A 23019-nucleotide genomic window follows, 5' to 3' on the forward strand; every position below is an offset into this window, starting at 1 on the left:
GAATTTTGCTCTAACTTTTTTGGTCGGTACAGAATGCAGGCTTCTTATTTTTGTAAATATTGAAGTAAACGATTAGCTAAAGGGATTAAGCGATTGCTTTGGTTTTTATGATTAAGAGATAAACATATTCCATAATCTTTTGTATAAGCTAATAGGTAAATATGTGTCGTTTTATCTGGCAATTCCGCTGTTCCTGTTTTCGCATAAACCTCTCCTTTTAAACCATATAACTTAGCTGTACTTCTTAGGTAAGGATTTAACTTTTCAATCACGGCACTTTCCGTTACTTTTGATAAATCTTTTTCTTGATGTTTGTAGAGAATATTTTGATCACTTTGAATACTTTCAACAATATACGCTTCTTTCATAATCCCCTTATTCGCTAAGCTTTGAGCAATTAGGGCTAAATGAACAGGAGTGATTTGTGTTTTCCCTTGACCATAAGCTGTAGCAGCTAACTCATTAGCTCCTTGAACATCCAATTTAGAATGAAGTGTACTTAAATAGGGAATTGGAATATCTTGACCGATTAGAAATTTTTGGGCTGTTTTTTCTAAAGCAGTAGGACCTAATTCTTCCCCAAGATGAGCAAAATAAGTATTGATGGAATGATTTAAAGCCTTTTCCAAACCGACATTTCCATAAGCCTTATTCTCAAAATTGACAATCTTTGTGCCACCATCCTTAGAAAGATAAGAGCCGGTATCTTTAAAATTTAGATTAGGAATGTTTTCTTGTTCCAAAGCGGAAATAGAGGTAATAATTTTAAAAGTAGAACCAGGTGGATCTTTTTCAAAAAGCCCTCTGGTAAATTGAGAATTTTTAGCTGTTTGTTTGGTTAAAGTAGATAAATCATTGATATTAAAATCAAAGGTAGAATGAGAAGCTAGGGCTCGAATCGCTCCTGTTTTAGCATCTAATACGGTAATACTTCCTTCTTGATTATGTAATAATTCATAAGCTAGGTTTTGAAGATTAGAATCAATGGTTAAGAAAGTAGAAGCACCTACTTTTTGTTTGTTTAAATGCAGGTAACTATAATCAACTAAATTGCCTCTTAAACCCATTTTGTATTCATGGTTGTTATCACTAGCATAATAGCCCAATAACCAAGCCATACTATAAGCTTCTGATGAATTAGCTTTTCCATGCTCCATAAGAAGATGCCCATTGGTATCGTAATAATTGCCTTCTTGTGCAGATTTGGGGAGGGATTGAAAACTATACATTCTTTTTTCTCGTATCTTTTGAGCGTTGTGACTTGGTAGATACAAGAAGGAATAAGAAAAGTGAATAATTAAGATAACAAGCGCCAAAAGAAGTATAATCATCGTAATGCCAATTCTTTTATTCGCTTTCGAGTTCATCATTTTCTACCTCACTTTCTTCTTCCATATCTTCCACACCATATAAAGAATGTAGTAATAAAACACCCATTAAAGAAAAGACAATCATTTGGTAAGTACCGCCTCTTGATAAGAAAGGAATTGGTAATCCAGCCAAGGGAATAATATTACAAGACCCTAAAATCGTTAGGAATGCTTGCAAGAATACTAACATCGTTAATCCATAAGAAAAGATGGATTTTTGAATGGATATCGACAATAAGCGCTGAGATATGCGCGATCCTCGACGAAGAATAAAACCAAATAATAAAAGAACAAGCAAGCCAACACTATACCCAAAGCAATTCACTAAACCCACAAAAGCCATATCGCTTTCAACGACTGGAATTTGATTAAAACCAATGGTATTGCCAAACCAGCCAGCCATAAGTAATGCTTTTTGACCTTGGAACAATTGATAACCAGCCCCATAAGGATCACTTTGCAAGTTTGTCGCAATTGAGAAACGAGAATGAATTTTCTTAGCAATTGGCCAAAGTATTTTCGTGATGGAATTTAGTTGACCTTGTGTAGTTATTGGTTTTAGAACTTGATATAAACCTAAGAAAAGAAGAATGGATAAAGCCAAAATTCCTACTAAAGTAAATAAATATTTTCGCTTGTAAGAATCATGTGGTAAATAAATAAACAAGCAAGCTAAATGTAAGAAAACCAAAATATAGAAAGAACCTAGTTCATGAATCATCATAGAGCCAATTAAATTCATACCTAGATAGGTGCTTGAAATAATTAAGATAACTTTGTTGGAACGATTCCATTTTTCAACCAATAAAGAGCTATAAAAGAAAAGTGAAAGGATTTTAATACCATCGGTTAACTGAAGCGTTAGAACACCTACTTTTAACCAAGCCGTTGTTCCATAACCATTTGGATCAAAACCTTTAAATCGAAGTATTACATAGAAGGTCATTGAGAATAAGAAAAAAAGATAAGGGGAATATTTCCAATAGCTAATCTTATAAATGTACTTATATAGTAGGGTAAAGAAAACACCAACCACAATCCCAAGCCAAAATTTCCAAAGCGAGTAATGACCGACAATTGGATATACTTTATCTGCATACATCTGAAAGGCTAGCCCAATGGTAGATAGAACACAAATGGCTAAAAAGAGTTTTAAATCACCTAAGCGATTATAAATAAATGTTCCTAGAAATAAAGTGATGAGAAAGATAGGAAGTAATTGCCAAAAGAATTGTAAGGCAACCCCACTATCTTTAAACCAAAGAAGAATAGCCATCGCAATCTCTAGTAACATGGCCAAAATAATATAACGATAGGAATTTTCTTTCATATATGTACTATAGCACGAAATTCATTCTATGTTTTTTAATGATTGGTCAAGAATGAAAATAGGAGAAATCATTTCTCCTATTTATGTTGCGATTGATTTGTGTCGATGACTTGGGTTAAAGTCACATCGATTTCTTTTTGTTCACCATTGCGCTCAATGGTAAGCTTGATTTTTTCACCAACTTTTTTATTTTTCATGATTTTTGCTAAGTCGGAATATTTACTAAGTTGAACTCCGTCTGCTTTCACCAAACGGTCACCTCTTTGAATACCTGCTTTTTCAGCACCTGAACCATTTATGACTTGACTAACATAGATACTAGGAGCACCATTGTTTTCACTTGTGCTTAGGTCTTGAAGATAAACACCAATCGTCGCTCGGGTGGTAATTTTACCATTCTTAATCAATTCATTGGCGACTTCCATAGCTTTATTGATAGGGATAGCGAAACCTAAGCCCTCAATCGTTGCACCAGAGCTAGTTGTTCCCGAATCTTTTGCATTTACGATACCAATTAAATTGCCATTACCATCAAATAAGCCGCCACCAGAGTTACCGGAGTTAATCGATGCGTTTGTCTGGATTAAATCCATGGCTTCATTATTGATGACCATCTCACGTGAAGTGGCAGAAATAATACCATCGGTAACTGTACCACCAAGAGTTCCAAGGGGATTACCAATGACAATAGCGGTATCACCAATACTAATTTTAGAGGAATCACCCAAAGTGGCTGGAGTTAAGTTTTTTGCGTCAACTTTTAAAACCGCAATATCACTCTTCGCATCAGCACCAATGACTTTAGCGTTATAATGCTTGCCATCGCTAGTTTTGATACGGATGGAAGTCGCGTTTTTAATCACATGGTAATTGGTTAAAATATAACCATCCTTAGAAATGATAACGCCTGATCCAGCCGAATTGGACGTGTAGTTTCCACCTAAGAAACCATAGGTCTTTCCTTTTGATTGCGTTACAATTTCAACTACGGAAGCGGCGGCTTTCTTACTGGCTTGACTAATCGTCAAGCCTTGACCACTTTGAACTGAAGTTGTTTTGGATGGAGATTCGGAAGCGGATTGGTAGACAATTGCCGATTTTCTTGAACCTTGACTAAACACATAACCGCTCGTTCCACCAACAACAGCGGATAAAACTAGGGTTAAAAATGTTTTATTGATTTTTAAGACGAAACCAGGTTTCTTCTCTGGTTTTGAATGATTTTCAATCGTAGAAACATCTTCTACTTTATTTTCTTCAGAATGAAATTCGGACATATAAGACCTCCTTATTGTTTCTATGTCTATTATACTAGTACCAATTTGTGAAGTTTAAGTGAAATTTGCCTGAGTTTTTAGAAAATTTAATGCTGTCAATGTTCAGTGAAAATGTCCCAAAAAATTTGTAATATAAGCGGGGAATCTTGATTAGAGATTTCTCGCTATTTTAAAGCTTACTATCATCGTGTAAATTGCTTGTGTTGATGTGCTCTTTGTTGCTGACGAATAAATGAATCTCTTTTCCAAGGATGACTCATTGGCGGTATATGTACCTGTTTCGGCTTTTTTTCTTTTGTGTCATTAGTGTCAAAATTTGCAGAGACTTTCTTGTTCTTTTCTAATTCAAATAGAGCATACACACGATCATCTACCGTTACGTATAGGGTATTGTTTAGGGTTTTAATGACTAAGGCTTTTGTCTTAGGCTTAAAGGCGATTAATTGATTATTTTGATTATAGGCTTGGTAATATTTGTTTTTATAGCTTATACAGGAGCCATTATCGAATTTTCTTTCGCATATAACTGATAATGTTAGATTGATTGTCTCTTCGCCGGGACTACTTTCTATTACCGAAGGGTATTTCGTATAATCTTGAGCAAAACGCCTATTAAAATTAGGTACGAAGGTTTCAATAAGATATTGGTCGGCTTTTTCTATGGTTGTTATATTCTCCATTTTTAACTCACTAACTAAGCGGTCTTGAAAGGTTCTATTCGCTCTTTCTATTTGCCCCTTGTATTGGCTAACACTGGAAGTTTCAATGGTAACGCCAAGAGTGTTACAGGCATAACCGAATTGCGTTAAGACATCATTTTCAGCCGATTTATTCGTGCGTCTTTCATACTCAAAAACAGTTCGTCTATCGGTAAGAAATTGATAGGGTATGCCATAGTTAGAAAGGATTTGGTGAAAACAGTGATAATAGCCGTGAAGTGTTTCTTGCTTGTCAAAATAAGCACCTACAATCACGCCTGTGGCATTATCAATCGCTAGATGTAGTGTTGCCTTATTTTCCCCAAACCAATTATGAATAGAGCCATCCATTTGTATTTCTTCCCCAAAATTCTTACATCGAGCTTTTCTTGGATGAGCTAGTTGTAAACTTAATTCATGATTGACAGCCACATTTAGTTCCGTATCTGTGAGAGTCGGTTTCGTTTGTTTTAAAGACATGATACTTCTTTTCTTTTTTGAACAGCGGTGTTCATTAGGGGAGAAGATACCTACTTCATTTAAAATTCTTCTAACCGAAGAAAGACTGACATGGATATCATGTTTTTCACTTAAGAATTGGGTAAAATGAGAAAAATTAAAGCCCGCATCTTGATAAATCGATTGATAAAGATGTATGATGTGAGAGCTTAATTCTTGTGTGAGGCAATGAGCAGATGGTCGGTTTCTGTTTCCGTGAACGAAACCGGCTTTTCCTTTATTCCGATAGACAATAATTAAACGATTGATTGTACGAATAGAAACACCGAGTTTTAAAGCTGCTCGTTTCTTATTGCCGTGATGGTCAATTAAATCTTTGATTGTCAAATATTTTTCTTGTTCTTTCATAGATAATCGTATCCTCTTCATTTGTTCCTCCAATGACTGGAAAATAATAAAATGGAGAAAGAGATGTAAAACAATGCCTCACTATCTTTAATCAATAATCGGGACATTTTCACTGAACATCTATTAAGACATTATCACTGAACATTCATATGCCTGAGTTTTTAGAAAATTTAATGCTTGTTAAAAGGGCTTATTTTCAATACACTTAATAGTGAGAAAAGAGGGATTTATGTCTAAAAAATCAATTAAAAATCCAAACTTGAAACCAGTTAAAAATCCTGAATTACGCAAGGCAATGGAGGAATTAAAATTAGGTTCCAGCCCAGAAAGACAGCTACAATTCATACAAGCCTTGGAAAAAGCACAATTATTAGCACCAACAAAATTTGAAGTTGCTTTAACAAAGAACCATATTCCAAGCGTAAAGTCAGACCTCATTAATTTTTATTTAATTAACACCAATGATGGTAAGACTTTTTTTCCGGCTTTTACTGATTTAGAAAGAGCTGGTCAGTTTCAATTGACTCAAACCAATGAGCCACTACCAAAAATGGTAGTTCAGACATTAAAGCAATACGATGCTTTATTATCAGATTCAAACACAAAAGCAATTGGCATTATTATCAATCCGGGGGTGGACAACATGGTGGCTCCAGCAGCCTTAATTCATCAATTAATTCACCCTGTTGAGCCAACGGCTAGCTCTGTTCAAATTGTGGAGCCAACTATTTATCCAACTCAATTGGTCAACCAAATGTATGATTGGTCGAACCAAAGAAAAACCATTCAGCGTGTCTGGTTGAAACAAAAATTGGAGAATAATCAAGTTTCCTTTTATTTCATCCTAGATGTTAATGAACAAAAAGAAGATTTATTAAAAGAATTCTGTGTAAAAGCTTTTGAATTTTCCAAGAAGATACCATGTGAGGCTGTATTCTTTAACCAACAATTAAAAGATGAAATCATTCAAGAAAGTGTTCCTTTCTTTGATCGCTCTTTAGGTTTTTAAGCATGAAGAAGATTTTAACAGTGAATGAATTAAAACCGTATTTAGAAGAATATATTTCTTTTGAAATGGTTCGAAATCGCTTATTAGAAAACTTTGATGAGTTTGAATGGCTTTCTTTTGATAATCAAAAAGGAATGGCTGCTTTAAGCCGGAATGGTGAAATTGTTTTGTTAGAAGGAGCAGATAAGAAATCTTTATTGCAAGCACTGGTTGATTATGAAGCTAAAAAAGGTCATGGCAAGCTTATCAAAAGAGCCCTTGATGATGAGAAACAATTCTACATCGACTTTGGTTTTGAAAGTGTTCAAGATGAAGATGAATATGATTTTTTAGAATACCCTTTGGCGAATACCTGGTTGGGTAAACAAGTAACAGTTCAAATTGATCAACCGGCAGGAATGGTACATCCTTATTTGGAAGATACGATTTATCGAGTACCAATGGGCTATATCTATGATGCACAAAGTATGGAAGAGCCAATCGATGCCTATGTGATTGGTGATAAAGAAGACAAAGATACTTTTTTTGGTGTTGTTGTGGCAGTTATTTATCATGAACGTAGTGATGTGGCAACCTTAGTGGTTGGTCGTATTGGTGAAGTCATTCAGAAAGAAGAAATTTTAAAAGACATTGCCTTTCGGGAACAATATTTTTCGTCGAGGATTGTATGGAAATCCAAATAAAACATTTTTGGAAACACCTTTTGGTCGAAACCGTCGGTGTTATTATTTTAAGCATTGGTGGGGCAGGTATTATGAAAGCAGGCTTAGGTAACTCAGCTTACGATGCTTTTTCAATGTCAATTAGTCTCTTAAGCCATATTGAAGTAGGAACGATAGCGACTGTTATCAATTTGATTTGTGTTCTTGTTCAAATGATTCTATTAAGAAGAAAATATAAGCCATTGTATTTGTTACAGATATTCGTATCGATTGTGATTGGTGTGGTGGTTAATCTTTTCTATTACCATATCTTTGACCAGATTGTGCCAGATGTTTATGCCTTGAAATTGGTATGGTTTATCTTCTTTGTGTTGGCAGATATTTTTGGGATTTCATTAGTGGTTGCTTCAGGAATGATTAGTTTAGCGATGGAATCCACATGTATGGTTATTGCCAAGAAATATCATCTTCGCTTTTCTTCTGTTCGTTTTGTGGTGGATGTATTCTTTTTTTCTTCGGTTTTTGTGATTTGGTATTTCTTCCACATTCCACTTTCTTTGCGAGAAGGGACCGTTATATTGATGTTCTTATTTAGTCCTTTGGTGGATTATGGTGTGAAGTATTTAAAGCCAATTTTACATAAATGGATTTATGAGCAAAATACAGCTAATGAATGAAGTGAGCAATTCTTTCCACCAATTTCTTGGAAGTATTAACCACTTCACCATTTAGCTTAATCAAGCCGACGGTGTATAAATTGATGTAGCTAAATTGTGATTCTGCAATTTCTTGCAAAGCGACTAATTTTTGTGGATTGGTAGCACCTTGTTGACGTGAATCAGAATATAAAGCAAGAATAGGGATACCTGCTTGATAGGCAACACCAATTTCCGTTGCGACGCCAACATCAATAATAGAACCATCTAAAATAGCAATAACCAATTGGCTTTCTAATAAATGCTTTGTATCTGTCATTGCGATTGCTTTTGAGTCTGCATAAGCTTTTTTATCATTGATATCTGCTTGTTCTTGAGGGACGTACATTTCAATATCAGGATATTTTTGACGAATTTGTTGAGCAAGTTGGGCATTATACAACTGTTCCATTTCGGAAAATAAAGGGGACGCAAAATAAATTTTCATAAGTTATTATTCCTTTCCAAATCAAACTAACAAGAATAAGGCTTTCTGTCAAAACTAGAGTACAATAAAAGCAAGGAGCTTTTATGTATCAAATTATAAAAAATGTAATCAGTAATGAAAAAAAGTAGATATTGCTTTCAAAGATGGTTTTATTAAAGAAATAGGGAAAGATTTAAAAGGGGAAGAAGTGTATGACGGAAAGGAAGCTTTTATCTACCAATCCAAACAAAAACAATTCTTTTCTCTTGCAAAAATAGGTTATCTTCATTCGGGTAAAGTTAGTCAAGAAAAAGGAAGCTTTGATGAAATAAGGCAATGGCTACTAAAAGGTCAAGAATTAGCCTATGAAAAAGGAATTACTTCCGTTATTAGTGATGATTTCTTTGACTTTAAAGAAAATTATGAGCAAGTTTTTAGAATGTTGATGAATTTGGCTTATGAAAGAAAATTAAGTTTGGATGTGTATGAGGATGTTCATATACAAGAGTTGAAAGAGTATGAACGATTTTTAGAAAATGGTCATAGCTTTGGAGAATCCTTAGCTTCCTTTCATATTTCTGCTTTGAAATTAGTGGTGGATGAAAAGAGCGTAAAAGAAGAATTGTTGGAATATTGCAAAGTGTCTAATCGCTACAATATGCCGATTCATATTTATTTAGAAAATCAGGTGGATTTGGCTTTAGAAGTATTAAAAGGAAGCTTGTATGAGAATAACCCTTTAGGAACAAAGGTTATTTCAAACTACGATTTATCTTCTAAACAAAGCCAATCATTTAAAGAATTAAATATCACCATAGAACCATTTCAACAAAAAGAAGTGGAGAAGAATGTTCGGGTTGGAGATGTCGCAGATTGTATGCTTATTAACAAAAAGAAAGAAGTCTTATGTACGATTAAAGCTGGGAAAGTGGTGTACCGAAAATGAAACGTTGCTATGTAGTAGGGGTGGAAAGAAAAGGGAACAATGATCAGGAAATCATTCAAGAATGTGTTTCTTTGTGTGAGGCATGTAATTATGAGGTGGTTCAAACCTTTATTCAAAAATTACAATCACGAGATTCTAAGACGGTGTTCCGTTCAGGAAAAATAATGGAATTAAAAAAACTGATACAAGCTGATGAAATTGTTACCATTGTGTTTTACCATGAAATATCGGTATCCGCTTCTAAGCGGCTTAGTGAAGAATTAGAAGTAGAAGTTTTAGATAGAACCGCTGTTATTTTGGATATTTTTGCCCAAAGAGCACGTAGTAAACAAGCGAAAATTCAAACTGAGTTAGCCCGCTTATCCTATGCCTTACCAAAAGAACTAGCTTCTTTAGAACAAGAAAGTGACCGACAAAGGGGTGGGGGAGTGATTACTCGTGGTTCTGGAGAACAGCGATCAGAAATGATTGTTCGTAAGTATGCGCATCGTAAGCATGTTCTACAAGAAGAATTAAAGCTGGTGGAGAAACAACGCCAACAAGATGAAAAAAGAAGAGCGAAGACACTGTATCCCAGAGTGGCTTTAGTGGGCTATACCAATGCCGGTAAGAGTTCTTTATTAAATGCAATATTGGCTTATACCAAACAAAATGGGAAACCCGTTGTTGTGCGTGATCGCGTTTTTGAAACATTGGATACTTCGGTTCGTCTTGTTGAATACAAAGGCTTTGCGTTTTATTTATACGATACTGTTGGTTTTGTGTCTGACTTGCCAAAACCATTGGTAGATGCCTTTTATAGCACCTTAGAATCAGCCAAGCAAGCAGATATATTAATTCATGTGGTGGATGGTAGTGATCCGTTGGCTTTTGTCAAAGAAGAAGCGACGAAATTGTCTTTAAAGAAAATAGGAGCTCATCCCAAGCATCATTTACTAGTTCGTACCAAAAAAGATTTAATGGCACAGCAAGAAGAGGGCTTATGGGTTTCTTCTCATACGCAAGCAGGAATCAAGGAATTATTAGATCAATTAATTCGTCTTTTATATCCGAAGAATGTTCAATTTACTTGTTTATTGCCCTATGATAAAATGGCTTTATTCGATCAGTTATCGTCCTTAGTTCATTTGCAAATTATCAGTCAAGAAGAGGAAGGATTGGTAATCGATGTTGCGGGGGATGGGGACTATTTAAAACCATTAAGACATTACGAAATAAAAAGAAAGGATGCTGCAAAATGAAAACGGTTTGGGATAAATTAGAAGAAACAGATGTAAAAGCTGTGATGGCCTTTAATGAAGATTATCGTCAGTTTTTAACTAAATCGAAAACAGAAAGAACCTTTGTGACAAACACAGAAGCTTTTGCTTTGGAAAATGGCTTTAAGCCACTTGATTCTTTTCAAGAATTAAAAGCTGGCGATCGGGTTTATGTGATTAATCGTAAAAAGAACATTATGATGCTTGTTATAGGTGAGGAAGCAATGAATAAGGGTGTTAACATTTTAGGAGCCCACATCGATTCACCACGTATGGATTTAAAACAAAAGCCACTATATGAAAAAGATGGTATTGCCTTCTTCGATACGCATTATTATGGTGGGATTAAGAAGTACCAATGGGTGGCTCGTCCACTTGCTTTAGTGGGCGTTGTGGCTAAGAAAGATGGTACAGTAATCGATATTAATATTGGAGATAAACCAGGTGATCCGGTGGTTGGTATATCAGATTTATTGATTCACTTAGCTCAGAAACAACTGCAAAAAACAGGAGCTACCGTCATTGAAGGAGAAAAGTTAGATTTAACTATTGCCAGTCGTCCAAAGAAAGAGGTAGAGGAAGAACCGGTTAAAGCCTTCTTGCTAGACTTACTTCAAGAGCAATATGGCATTGATGAAGAGGATTTCTTAAGTGCTGAAATTGAAGTAGTACCGGCAGGTGAAGCACGTGATTATGGTTTGGATCGTTCGATGATTTTGGGCTATGGTCATGATGATAAGGTTTGTGCTTATACCTCTATTCGTGCCATCAATGAAATCAAAATACCAAAGAGAACTTCAGTTTTAATCTTAACGGATAAGGAAGAAATTGGCTCAGTTGGGGCAACGGGTGCTCATTCAGATTTCTTTGAACATGTGATGGTTCGCATTCTTGAGAAAAAGGGTTTCAACAAGATAACGGATTTGTATGATTTGTACGAGAGTAGCTATATGTTGTCCATCGATGTATCAGCCGGCTATGATTCCAACTATGCGGATGCCTTCGAGGCGAGAAACTCGGCTTATTTAGGTAAAGGTGTTTGTTTTAATAAATATACAGGGGCTAGTGGTAAATCCGGTGCGAATGATGCTAGTGCAGAATTTCTAGCCAAAATTCGCAAAGTTATGGATGAAAATGAAGTTGTTTTCCAGACAGCTGAATTAGGAGCTGTTGATGTGGGCGGTGGAAATACAATTGCCTATATCTTAGCGCAAAAGAATATGGATGTGATTGATGCCGGTATTGCGGTACAAAATATGCATGCTCCAGATGAAGTGGTTTCTAAGGTGGATGTTTACGAGGCTTATCGGGCTTACTTTGTGTTTTTAAAGGACATGCAATAAGATAGGTCTTGCTTTCAAGCAAGGCTTTTTGCAAAAAGGATGGGGTATGAGTCGTTTATTTTATTTTGTTCGTCATGGTCAAACGTATTTTAATTTACGTTTACAGCTACAAGGTCGTTGTGATTCCCCTTTGACACCATTGGGAATTCAACAAGCCGAAAAAAGTGCCAAGGTATTATCAGGTCAATTTTTTGATTGTGCCTTTGCTTCTCCGGCTGGAAGAGTGCGTGAAACAGCGGATATTTTATTGAAGAACCGTCAAGTTAAATTGACATATTTAGAAGATTTACAAGAGCCAAACTTCGGCATAATGGAAGGTCGTCAAGTAGAAGACCAAGACTTAATGCAAAAATGTTTTGGTAGCTTGGATTTTGAACAAGCTGGTGGAGAGGGTAAAGAAGAACTTCGTTTAAGAACAGAAAAGGTCTTTCAAGAAATTCTCTCCCAAACGAAAAAGAATGATCGAATTTTAATTGTTTCCCATGGGATTATGTCCATGGCATTTATGTCTTACATTTTGAAGTTAGATATGTTAGCGTATCGGCAAGCTTGTTTAGATGAAGGCAGGGTGTTTATGCCAAATGCCGGCATTCTAATCTTCCAAGAGGATCACGGAAAAGTAAGCTTAATTCAAAAGCCATGTGAAGCGAAGGACTTATGTTTACCAAAGAAAGATAAAACGATTGATATTTTCTATGTTCGACATGGACAAACACTATTTAACCTAAGACATCAAGTACAAGGTCGAAGTGATGCGCCTTTAACGGACTTAGGTATCGAACAAGCCATTCAAGCCCAACAAGCCTTAAAGAATAAACAGTTTTCAAAAGCTTATGTGTCTTATGCAAAAAGAGCTGTAGATACGGCTAAGATTGTGTTGGCTGGTCATGATACCGAAATTTCTATTGAAAAAAACCTACAAGAAATGAATTTTGGTGATTTGGAAGGAAGATTAGTTGATGAAGCTATCTTAAAAGAACTGTATGCTTGTCATCAAAATCAAGAGAATTTTTTAAATCATCAAGGCGAAAACTTAGGAGCTGTAAAAACACGCTGGCAATCGATTTTAGAAAAAGTGTATTTTGAAAATCAAGATGGTGATCAAGTCTTATTTGTAGGGCATGGTACCATGTATGCGATTATGGTCGCTTATTTATTAAAGACGGACCGTCTTGGTTTAGAAGCCTATTGTAAACAACGTGGTCAGCAGTATTCCTATAATGGTGGAATTGCTCGTTTCCAATTGAATAAAGACGGCATTCATTTAGTTCAACTCATGCAAGATCCAAAGACTTATTTACACGAATAAGTCTTTTTTTATGGAAGGAATTACTCATCTTTCGGGAAAAAAGAAGTACATAGAAAGAGGTGTATATGAGAAAAAAGAAACAAGCAATATGGATTTGGATATTTAGCATTATGGTGAGTTTGGTTTTACCAGTTTATGCAGAACAATTAACGGTTGTTCGTCGCATGGAATATACCGCTACACCAGGTCCTATAAAAAATCGAGCAAGAGAATATATTAGTTATGTGACCTATCAAGGTCGCCCGGCCATTTGCATAGATCCAAAAAGAGATATGCACTTTGGCAATGATTATCACAAAAAAAGTTTAAAAGAAATTATGGGTTCTAATACGGAACGATTGAATCATTTTATGGCTTATGCCTTTGAAAATGGTGTTGGTGATGGGGATATTAACTATGCGGCAGCGCAAATGTACGCTTGGGCTTTAGTCGGTTACCAACCAAGCATTCAAAAGGGTCCTCATAGTCACCAAGAAGTTCAAAAGCGAATACAAGAAATTCAAAAGAAAGTTCAAAATTTAGAGAAGAGTGAAATTGAATTAAAAGACTTAACCACAAAACAAGTAGTTATGAAAGTTCAAGGGAAGCACTTACGTTTTACAAATGCTATATTAGGTCATCGCTATCAAGTCACACGAAAATTAAAGGGTTTTCAATTGAAAAAAGTAGAGGGTGATATTCAAGGCACAATTGTTAAAAACCAATTTGTGTTTACCGTTGATGCTGGCTTTACAAAGAAAAGTAAAAAGCTATCATTGCAAAGTCAGTCTACTAAGAAGAAAAACTTTGCGCTAATTGGTAAATCCTTGCAGAATTTAATGATTTATGATGGTGAAGAGGTGGAAGGTTTCGATGTTGAAATTATGGCAAAGGGGTATCGTCTAGGTATCCGCAAAGAAGATGTTGAAACCAAGCATCCACAAGGAGATGTTTCTAATTTTAATGGAACAAAGTACCAGCTTTTAAATAAGGAAGGAAAGCTATTAGGAACATTTATACTTCAAAATGGAAAGTCTAACTATATTGATAACTTATTGCCGGATGAAACCTACTATTTAAAAGAGATTGTTGCACCAATGGGAATGCGTCTGCACCAAGATAAAATTCCTGTTATTGTAAAAAGTGCTGAATTGTCTTCTTTAAAAGAAAACACAAAAACTATTGTTGTTCAAGACCAAGTGAAAACAGGTACTTTTTCTATACAAAAATATCTGTCTAATTCAGAAGAAAGTGCTTTTTTACCTCCGGAGGAAAAGGCGGAATTTATCGCCATTCTCTCGAAACATGTTCAAAAGTATGGAGGCTTTGCACAAGCAAGAAAGCATTTAAACAAATTCAATCCGAAAGAATACGCTATTTTAACAACGGATGAAAAAGGCTATGCAAAAAGTTCTGAATTGGCTTATGGAAGTTATGAAATTAGACAAACCAAAGCCATGAATGAAGAAATTGAACAATACCAAAGTCCTTTCTTTTTCACAGTTCAAGAAGATCACCAACACCAATCTTTTGTTTTGAAAAATGTGAGTAAGAACTATTATTTGCGCATTTTAAAATTGGATAAAGACACGAAACAAAGCATTCAGAAAAGTTCCGCTACCTTTCGCATTACTCGTATAGAAAATGAAAAAGGACAAGCAGTAAGAGAAGTGATCACACAAAGAATCGGCTCGAAACTATATTCTTTATTTTCAACAAATTCAAAAGGCTTACTTCAAACTAGTTGGCAAGATGCAAAGAATTCCTACGGAGAATTGATTTTACCTTTAGCTTTACCGGCGGGCAAATATGAAATAGAAGAAGTGGAAAGTCCAAAAGGTTATGAAAAAGGATTTAAAAAAATTGTTGTATTGAATCAGAATACGGTTGAGGAAAAGGGAAAAAATACAGTACTAATTCCAATTGAAAATAAGGGAAAGTACGCTTCTTTTCACTTGCAGAAAAAGTGGGATGAAAGAGTAAATGAGGATAACTTTGCTGAAAAGGATTTCCCAAAGATTCAATTTGAATTAAGAGCGAAAGAAGATATTTATGCGAATAGTGATGGGACTAGAGTTATGAAGAAAGGAGATTTAGCGAAGAATATTTTTGGTCAAGAGGTAGGCTCTTTCTTTTTAGATAAAAAGGGAAAAGTGGATTTAAATTATTTGCATTGTGGTAAGTATGAATTAAAGGAGGTTCAAGTTGCGAAGGGTGTAGAACTGGACCAGCAAACGAGAACAATTGAATTAAGTGAAAAACCTTATTTTTTCCAAATGAAGAATTCGTTTACGAGAATTGAATTTTCTAAGATGGATGAAAATGGAAAAGAGGTACAAGGCGCTGAATTGGTTTTAAAGGATGAAAATGGGGCTAAGATTTCAAGTTGGTATTCTAAAAAAGAGGCACATTGCATTCAAGGTTTAGAAAAAGGAAGAACTTACATTTTAGAAGAAAGAGTTGCGCCAAAGGGATATTCCTTTGCTAAAAATAGTTCTTTTAGATTAAAAGAGGATGGTTCTATTACGAAAGTTCAGATGATGGATGGTCATTTGGATGTTCGTATTCAAAAAGTGGATGAATTTGGTCATGGTGTTACAGGTGCTAAGTTACAACTTTTAGATGAAAAGAGAGAGAAGGTGTTAAAGGAATGGGTTTCGGATGGTAAAGATTGGAATGTGTCCTCACTTTTAAAGGCAGATAGTCGTTATTGGATTCATGAAGTGGAAACACCATTTGGTTATCATAGTCAAGAAGATCAACTAATCCATATTTCAAAATATGCGAAACCAATTCGTATTTCCTTTTTAAATCAAACGAAGAAAGTACGTCTTCAATTGGAAAAAAGAGAGAAAGGTAGTCAACATCATTTACTGGCAAACGCGCATTATCGTGTTTTTCATAAGAATGGAAAAGCATTAAAGGATGAAACAGGTGCTTTTGTGGATTTGATTAGTAATGAGCAAGGAAAAGCAGAGAGGGAGGTTCCTTATGCAAAAGATGGGTATTTCATTAGGGAATTGAAAGCACCAAAGGGTTATGAAGTGGATGTGAACCCAATCCCAGTTCATATTGAAAAGGATTATTCATTTAATCAAAAACAAGTAATCTCTTTAAGAGTGGAGGATAAGAAAAAGACTTTAGTGAAAACAGGGGATAAGCCTGGTTATTGGTGGTATTTTATTTTATCGGTATTTTTATTAGGTATAATTTTCACTTTGCAATTGAAAAGACTGACTTGATGTACTTTGAAAATTAGTATTGATTTGTACTCCTTTGATAACAAAGAGCTTGGATATTACCTATCCTTTGCCGGAAGATAGGTAAAAAATAAACTTAATATCTTGTTTCAAGTTTTTGAAAGTGTTTTAATAGTGAATGTGATATTTCAAAAAGAAGGAGAAAAAGAATGAAGAAAGTTGTTAATGGACTTTTGGCGGTCGGTATAGCTGTATCTCTTGTTGCTTGTTCGAGTTATTCAAAATATAAGCCCGGAACATACAGTGCTACTTCAAAAGGACATAGTAGTGAGGTAAAAGTAACAGCTGAATTTTCAAAGAATAAGATTGAAAAAGTAACAGTTGACGCAAGTGGAGAAACAGCTTCTATTGGTCAAGCTGCGGTTGAGCAACTGGTTAAGAATATTCTATCCAAACAAAGTGGTGAATTTGATGGTGTAACGGGTGCGACTGAAACAAGTGATGCGGTTAGAAGAGCTTTAAAAGCAAGCATCAATCAGGCAAGTGTTAAGGATGGTGTTTATAAAGCTATTGCGAATTCATTTTCCGTCACAGGACAAATGAAGGGTGAAGTAACAATTGCGAATGGTAGAATTAAAGATGTGAAAATTAGTGAAGAAAGTGATAGTACTACAGGACAATGGTTTGAACAAGCTAAAACAAAGTTCATTCCTCGTTTATTAGAAAACCAATCCCTAGCGACAGATTCCGTTACCGGAGCAACGACTTCCTCCGGTGCTATTCGTAGTATTGTATCTTCTGCTATTGAACAGGCTGGTGGTAAGAGCGATGAATGGTATACACCAGTTGAAAAGAAAAAAGATACAGTGAAGCTAGAAGGTTATGATGTAGTTGTTGTTGGTTTAGGTGGATCTGGTATTCTATCTTACGCTAGTGCGGCGGATAATGGTGCTAAGGTGTTTGGTTTTGATGCGGCAGCACAAATTGGGGGTAATTCAGCTTCCGTGTATGGACCAATGGCTTTAAATTCTAAGAACTTAGCGAAAAAATACAATGGTGGTAAAGACTATATTTCAACCGATGAAGTTTATCAAACTTGGTTGAAGTATGTCGGTACAGATAAAAAAGCCGATGTCATCAAAGAAGCAGTTGAACAATCGGGAACAGCTTTGGATTATTACATGGATAAATATGACTTTTCTTTTGATGGTATGGGTGGATTGGTCGGTTCCTTCGTTGTTCCAACATGGACAAAATTATGGACTGTTTATACCGCTGATAAAGCCAATAAAAAGTGGTATACATTTGGACCTGATCACACATTCCAATTCACGCATGCTTTAGAAAAAGCAAAGGCGAAGAATGAAAAGAATGATTACAAGTTAGAATTAAGCGCAAAAGAATTATTGAAGGATAATAAGGGAAATGTGACGGGAGTTAAGGCTGTTTCTTATGATGGCACAACTTATGAAATCTATGGTAAATCAGTCATTCTGGCAACGGGTGGTTTCTTAGGAAATGAAGAAATGCTAAAGGAAACATATGGTTCTAGTATTCGTCCAATTGGTGATACTGTGAATAAAGGATCCGGCATTAAGATGGGTCAATCGGTAGGTGGTGCTACTTATGCAATGAAGACATTACCGATGGTTCATGTATCTCAAGTTCCAAATATCATTCGTGATAATTCTTTAACGGCAGATCAAAAAGCTATTTTATCAGCTATCGCTACAACATTAGATGGTAAACAAATAGATGAGACAGGTAAGGTACTGGGAAAGGCGGATAAGTCAGGTACAGAAAACAGTGAATTGACAGTGGGTATTGTTTATACACCCGGTTTCCATTTCTATAATGTTTATAGCCAAGAAGAAATTGATGCAATTAAGACAAAGGGATTGAGTGAAAAGACAGCTAAGGTTTCAATCTTCGGTTTAGGTCAAGGCGGTAAAGTTCCTATGGCTAATACACCAATTAAAGACATTGATAAAATTATCGAAGTTGCTATGAATACCAATAATGCTTGGAAAGGAACAGCTTCTGAATTGGCGAAGAAGTTGAATATGAAAGAAGAAGAGTTGGTCAAGTCTTTAGGTGATAAGGATAAGAACTATTACTTATTTGAAAGTGTTGCGTATTCTTATGGTACAGTTGGTGGTTTAGATGTGAATAAGAATATGAATGTCTTAAGGAAAGATGGTAGTCCAATTGTCAACTTATTTGCGGTTGGTCAGGATTCAGAAGGAGTTGCTAATAAAGATGGTGAAGCTTATACACCATGGGGTGGTCAAGCTCAATCTTGGACTTTTGTTTCTGGTAAAATTGCCGGTGAACAAGCAGCTAAATTAGCGAAGTAAGAAAAGAAGGGGGTGCACTTCATTTTTCATTCCCTTTTTGTTTTGAAAAAATAAAACGACTTATTTTTTCAAAAAGAAGGATTGTGCAATTTTTACAAAGTCTAAAGTTTTTTTGACAATGTTTTAACAAGTCTTCTTTGATATAAATATAACTGTAAGAAATGAAAGGGGATTCTTATCATGAGTTTTAAAGATAAAGTTATGGAATTTTTTGGTAAAGTCGGCGAAATTTTTGGTAAAGTCGGACAAAATGTTTACCTAAAGACCATTTCCAACACAATGATGGGTACGTTAGGTCCGGTTATGGTTGGTTCTGTGGCTGTATTGTTTGCGGCTTTTCCGGTCGTTTCTGTAAAGACATTCTTTGCGAATGTTGGTTTAACACCAATTTTCTTAGCTATCAATTCAGTCACAATTGGTGCGTTGGCACTTTATGTTTCCTTTTTAATGGCAAAGAATTTAGTTACATTTAAGCTAGCAAGTGATGATGGTGCTATGGCAGGTGCCTTATCCTTAATGGCATTCTTAATCATTACGCCATTAGCTACTATGAATAAGGCGACAGTTTTACCTACTCAATGGTTAGGTGCTGCGGGAGTGTTCTCTGCTATGATTATTGGTGCAGTTATAGGTCGTATTTATGTTTTATTCCAAGAAAAAGGATGGACAATCAAGATGCCTGCTTCTGTTCCTCCAAATGTATCGAAAGCATTCGACTCTTTATTTCCAGCCTTCATTATTGCGGCTATATTTGTTGTGATTCGTTTATGTTTCCAAGCGACAAGCTATGGTAATATGCATGCCTTTATTTATGGTATTATCCAAGCTCCATTACAAGGTATTGGTGCTTCTTTACCAGCGACGATTTTAACAAGCTTTTTGATGCAATTATTATGGTTCTTCGGTATTCATGGTACCAATGTTATCAATCCTATTGTTCAGCCGGTTCGTTTGGCACTAGATGCTCAAAACACGGCTGCTTTAGCAGCTGGTACAGCCTTGCCAAATATCGTTGGTAATGCGTTCTTCTCCATTGTATGTTGGGGTGGTTCGGCTTTAGGTTTAATTTTCTGGATGTTAAGATCCAAGAGTAAACAATATCGTGAATTAGGTAAGATTGCTTTGGTTCCTGCTTTATTTGGTATCACAGAACCAGTTATCTTCGGTACACCATTAGTATTTAATTTCAATTTCTTCTTCCCATTTGTTTTAAATAACTCAATCAATTTAACGTTAGCTTACTTCTTAACGAAGATGGGAATCGTTGCTAGGTGTGCAGGTATTCAACCTATCTTTGGCTTACCTTTAGGATTTCACGCAATGGTAGGAGGCAGTTTATCCATTATCATCTTACAATTATTCATTCAGTTAGTACTTTCACCAATTGAGTGGTATCCTTGGTTTAAGAAGGCTGAAAGAGAAGCACTTAAACAAGAACAAGCCACTGAGGCGGAGGTAGCTAAGTAATTATTTCATTGGTCATCTTTGTATGACCATTTTTTAGGAGGGTACACGATGTTACAATTTTCAGAATTATATCCCGTACAAAATCAAGCACGGCATAAACAATCCTTAAATGGTCTTTGGAAATTTTCTTTGGATCCAAATTCAATAGGTGATGAAGAAAAATGGAAGAATGGTTTAAAGGAATATGACTATATTCCTGTACCAGCTAGTTTCAATGATTTATACACCGATAAAAAAATCCGTGATTATGTAGGAGATTTTTGGTATGAAACAAGCATCTTCTACCACCAAAGTGACTTAGATGCGTTCTTACGTTTTGGTTCGGTAACACATCGCTGTGAAATTTTCGTGAATGGAGAAAAAGTTGGTGAACATGAGGGTGGTTTCTTACCGGTTGTTGTTCATGTTAAGAAGGCTTTAAAGCCAAATGCGAATAATACAATTGTTGTAAAAGTAAATAATTCATTATCAGAAGCCAGTCTTCCATGTGGTGCTGTTAAGTATTTGAAAAATGGTCGACCACTAGTTACACCTTATTTTGATTTCTTTAATTATGCTGGTATTCATAGAAATGTTGACTTTGTCGAAGTTCCTAATCAAGCAATTCAAGACTATGAAACAAGCTTTACTTTAGAAAATGAAAAAGCAATCGTGCATTATTCAGTAAGACAAAATAGTGATTGTGATGTCCTTGTGACTTTATTTGATGCTGGTGGAAAAGAAGTTTCTAAAGCAAAAGGAGAAAAAAGCGAGTTGGTTGTTGACCAACCAATACTTTGGCAACTTCGAAATGCGTATTTATATACCTTACAAATACAATTAGTAAAAGAGGATACCATAATAGATGAATATAGTCGTCCATTAGGAATTCGTAGCATTGAAATTAAAGGTGAAACAATCCTTCTAAATGGCAAGAAGATTTATCTAAAAGGCTTTGGTAAGCATGAAGATGCGGAAGTCTTTGGTCGTGGTTTCAATTATCCAATAATCAAAAGAGATTTTGAATTGATGAAGTGGTCTAATGCGAATAGCTTCCGTACATCACATTATCCTTATGCAGAAGAATGGTATGATTTTGCGGATCAAGAAGGGTTTTTAATCATGGATGAAGTTCCGGCTGTCGGTATGATGCGTTCAACTAGAAATGCTGTCGATGCCGGATCTGGAAAAGTAACAAATTTCTTTCAAACCGATACGGTGCCGGCTTTATTAAAAAATCATTTAATGGCTGTTGAAGAAATGATACAAAGAGATAAAAATCATCCCTCCGTTATTGCGTATAGCTTATTCAATGAACCGGAAACTACAACGAAAGAATCATATGAGTATTTTAAGAAAGTTTTTGAATTTGCTAGAAGCTTGGATAAAACCAGACCTTTAACAGGTGCTTTTGAAAAGAACTCTGCTCCGGAATTGGATTATTGTCATGAGCTATGTGATTTTATTTGTTTAAATCGTTATTATGGTTGGTATATTTCCGGTGGTGCTGAAATGGAAGATGCGGAGGTTAAATTTAGAGATGAAATGAATCGTTGGCAAGCTAAAAAGTTAAATAAACCATTTGTCTTTACCGAATTTGGTACAGATACACTTGGTTCTGAACATAAGTTACCATCGGTAATGTGGAGTCAAGAATACCAAAACGAGTATTACCAAATGAACTTTCAAGTTTTTGATGATTATGAATTTGTGCAGGGAGAATTAACTTGGAATTTCGCGGACTTCCAAACAGGAGAAGGAGTTTTCCGTGTGAATGGTAACAAGAAAGGTGTGTTTACCCGCAATCGTCAGCCGAAAGAAGTTGCTTTCATTCTTAAAAAACGCTGGGAAGAGAAATAGAAAAAAGTGCTTTACTTAAAAATTGTAAGGCACTTTTTAATGCGATTTTTTCTCTAAACGAATAGGATCTTGAATGTATACTTTTTGGAATTCTTTGGGGGATAAGTGGTATTCTTTTCGGAAAGCTCTAAAGAAGCTGGAGTAATCACTAAATCCACTTTCTTTGAAAGCTTCTTTAATTGAAGCACCGGAAATCATTAAAGATTTAGCTTTTTCTAAGCGCTTTTTTAAGATGTATTGATGAATGGAAATGCCAACAGTTTCCTTGAAAAAATGAGAAATATAATACTTAGACACAAAGAAATGATTGGCTAACTCATCCAGACTTAAATTATCTTCTAAATTTTGTTCAATATAGGAAATGATATTTTGAAATAAATCATCACTTTCATTCAGAATGGAAGGATTAACAGTTTCGTACGCTAAGCGCGATAAAGTTAGTAATAGGTCAAAAACCCCAAGCGCTAACATTCCTTCTTCCGCAAAGCGATGAGAATGAATTTCTTCTAAACAACGTAAAAATTTCGTATGAATTAAGGAAATATCAGAATTGCTAAAATGAAAACTAAAACGATTGGTTTCTTTTAAGTAGCGAGGAAGGAAGTCAATTTCAGGAAAAATCTTTTCATATTTTTCCATAAAACTAGGATTTAACCAAAAAATAAAACGTCGATAAGGTAAGTCTGGATTAACGTTCACGATACGATGCTTTTGACCGGCCGGAACAACCACAACATCAGTCTTTGTTAAGGGAAGAACAACACCATCAATATCTAAATAAATATCACCTTCTAAAGGGAGGTAAATTTCATAATAACTATGACGATGTAACTCCACCGGCTCAAATTTTTCATCTGAATAATAGTAAAGCTCAAAATCTTGATTAACCATAAACTGGCGATAGGTAAAGCTAGATCTAAATTTCTTCTTCATACATTCATTTTATCGCAATTTTTACAATATGAATAACAATGACTTCAATCGG

Annotated in this window: 17 protein-coding genes; 11 read left to right on the top strand and 6 right to left on the bottom strand. The window is 35.4% G+C overall.

Going from position 1 to position 23019, the window contains the following annotated elements:
- Nucleotides 1-44 precede the first annotated feature (44 nt).
- From JOS54_RS01860 to JOS54_RS01875, 4 genes are all read right to left on the bottom strand, one after another.
- A complete protein-coding gene (locus JOS54_RS01860) occupies nt 45-1370 on the bottom strand; it encodes a penicillin-binding transpeptidase domain-containing protein (protein WP_203245379.1) in 1326 nt (441 codons plus the stop codon).
- Nucleotides 1348-2700: an FtsW/RodA/SpoVE family cell cycle protein gene (locus tag JOS54_RS01865; RefSeq protein ID WP_203245380.1), complete on the bottom strand. Its 1353-nt coding sequence runs from the start codon at nt 2698-2700 to the stop codon at nt 1348-1350. The genes JOS54_RS01860 and JOS54_RS01865 overlap by 23 nt, the downstream gene beginning before the upstream one ends.
- Before the next feature lie 77 nt (nt 2701-2777).
- A complete protein-coding gene (locus tag JOS54_RS01870; protein WP_203245381.1) occupies nt 2778-3977 on the bottom strand; it encodes a S1C family serine protease in 1200 nt (399 codons plus the stop codon).
- A 182-nt stretch (nt 3978-4159) separates the two neighbouring features.
- Nucleotides 4160-5563 (bottom strand): ISNCY family transposase, encoded by a 1404-nt coding sequence (locus tag JOS54_RS01875; protein WP_203245382.1) that lies wholly within the window; start codon nt 5561-5563, stop codon nt 4160-4162.
- A 208-nt stretch (nt 5564-5771) separates the two neighbouring features.
- Here JOS54_RS01875 and JOS54_RS01880 point away from each other — a divergent pair, with 208 nt between their 5' ends.
- From JOS54_RS01880 to JOS54_RS01890, 3 genes are read left to right on the top strand one after another with little or no spacing between them, the layout of a single operon-like run.
- Nucleotides 5772-6551: an enhanced serine sensitivity protein SseB C-terminal domain-containing protein gene (locus JOS54_RS01880; RefSeq protein ID WP_203245383.1), complete on the top strand. Its 780-nt coding sequence runs from the start codon at nt 5772-5774 to the stop codon at nt 6549-6551.
- Between the two features lie 2 nt (nt 6552-6553).
- Nucleotides 6554-7234 (top strand): hypothetical protein, encoded by a 681-nt coding sequence (locus JOS54_RS01885; RefSeq protein ID WP_203245384.1) that lies wholly within the window; start codon nt 6554-6556, stop codon nt 7232-7234.
- Nucleotides 7219-7890, top strand: coding sequence for a YitT family protein (locus tag JOS54_RS01890; protein WP_203245385.1), 672 nt, complete (start codon nt 7219-7221; stop codon nt 7888-7890). Before JOS54_RS01885 ends, JOS54_RS01890 begins: the two co-directional genes overlap by 16 nt.
- Here the strand turns inward: JOS54_RS01890 and JOS54_RS01895 are convergent.
- On the bottom strand, nt 7880-8356 hold the full coding sequence (locus JOS54_RS01895) for a nucleoside 2-deoxyribosyltransferase (RefSeq protein ID WP_203245386.1): 477 nt from the start codon (nt 8354-8356) through the stop codon (nt 7880-7882). The two genes, JOS54_RS01890 and JOS54_RS01895, sit on opposite strands and share 11 nt — an antisense overlap.
- A 187-nt stretch (nt 8357-8543) precedes the next feature.
- On the opposite strand from JOS54_RS01895, the gene JOS54_RS01900 reads away from it, so the two are divergent.
- The 8 genes from JOS54_RS01900 (at nt 8544) to uidA (ending at nt 22034) form a co-directional block, all read left to right on the top strand.
- Entirely contained in the window at nt 8544-9281 is a 738-nt protein-coding gene (locus JOS54_RS01900) for a hypothetical protein (protein ID WP_203245387.1), read from the top strand.
- Nucleotides 9278-10522 (top strand): GTPase HflX, encoded by a 1245-nt coding sequence (gene hflX / locus JOS54_RS01905; RefSeq protein WP_203245388.1) that lies wholly within the window; start codon nt 9278-9280, stop codon nt 10520-10522. The genes JOS54_RS01900 and hflX overlap by 4 nt, the downstream gene beginning before the upstream one ends.
- Entirely contained in the window at nt 10519-11883 is a 1365-nt protein-coding gene (locus JOS54_RS01910; protein WP_203245389.1) for an aminopeptidase, read from the top strand. Before hflX ends, JOS54_RS01910 begins: the two co-directional genes overlap by 4 nt.
- Nucleotides 11884-11929: 46 nt before the next feature.
- Nucleotides 11930-13192, top strand: coding sequence for a histidine phosphatase family protein (locus tag JOS54_RS01915; protein ID WP_203245390.1), 1263 nt, complete (start codon nt 11930-11932; stop codon nt 13190-13192).
- A 65-nt stretch (nt 13193-13257) separates the two neighbouring features.
- Nucleotides 13258-16413 carry a collagen binding domain-containing protein gene (locus JOS54_RS01920; RefSeq protein WP_203245391.1) on the top strand — a complete coding sequence of 1052 codons (3156 nt, stop codon included), beginning with the start codon at nt 13258-13260 and terminating at the stop codon, nt 16411-16413.
- 167 nt (nt 16414-16580) lie between these two features.
- Nucleotides 16581-18728: an FAD-binding protein gene (locus JOS54_RS01925; protein ID WP_203245392.1), complete on the top strand. Its 2148-nt coding sequence runs from the start codon at nt 16581-16583 to the stop codon at nt 18726-18728.
- Nucleotides 18729-18908: 180 nt separating this feature from the next.
- Entirely contained in the window at nt 18909-20195 is a 1287-nt protein-coding gene (locus tag JOS54_RS01930) for a PTS sugar transporter subunit IIC (RefSeq protein ID WP_238928363.1), read from the top strand.
- Nucleotides 20196-20243: 48 nt separating this feature from the next.
- Entirely contained in the window at nt 20244-22034 is a 1791-nt protein-coding gene (gene uidA / locus JOS54_RS01935; protein ID WP_203245393.1) for a beta-glucuronidase, read from the top strand.
- A 36-nt stretch (nt 22035-22070) separates the two neighbouring features.
- Here the strand turns inward: uidA and JOS54_RS01940 are convergent, their stop codons facing one another.
- Nucleotides 22071-22967, bottom strand: a complete 897-nt coding sequence (locus tag JOS54_RS01940; RefSeq protein ID WP_203245394.1) for an AraC family transcriptional regulator — start codon at nt 22965-22967, stop codon at nt 22071-22073.
- Nucleotides 22968-23019 lie beyond the last annotated feature (52 nt).

The sequence above is a fragment of the Bulleidia sp. zg-1006 genome, from assembly GCF_016812035.1.
GTDB lineage: Bacteria > Bacillota_I > Bacilli_A > Erysipelotrichales > Erysipelotrichaceae > Bulleidia.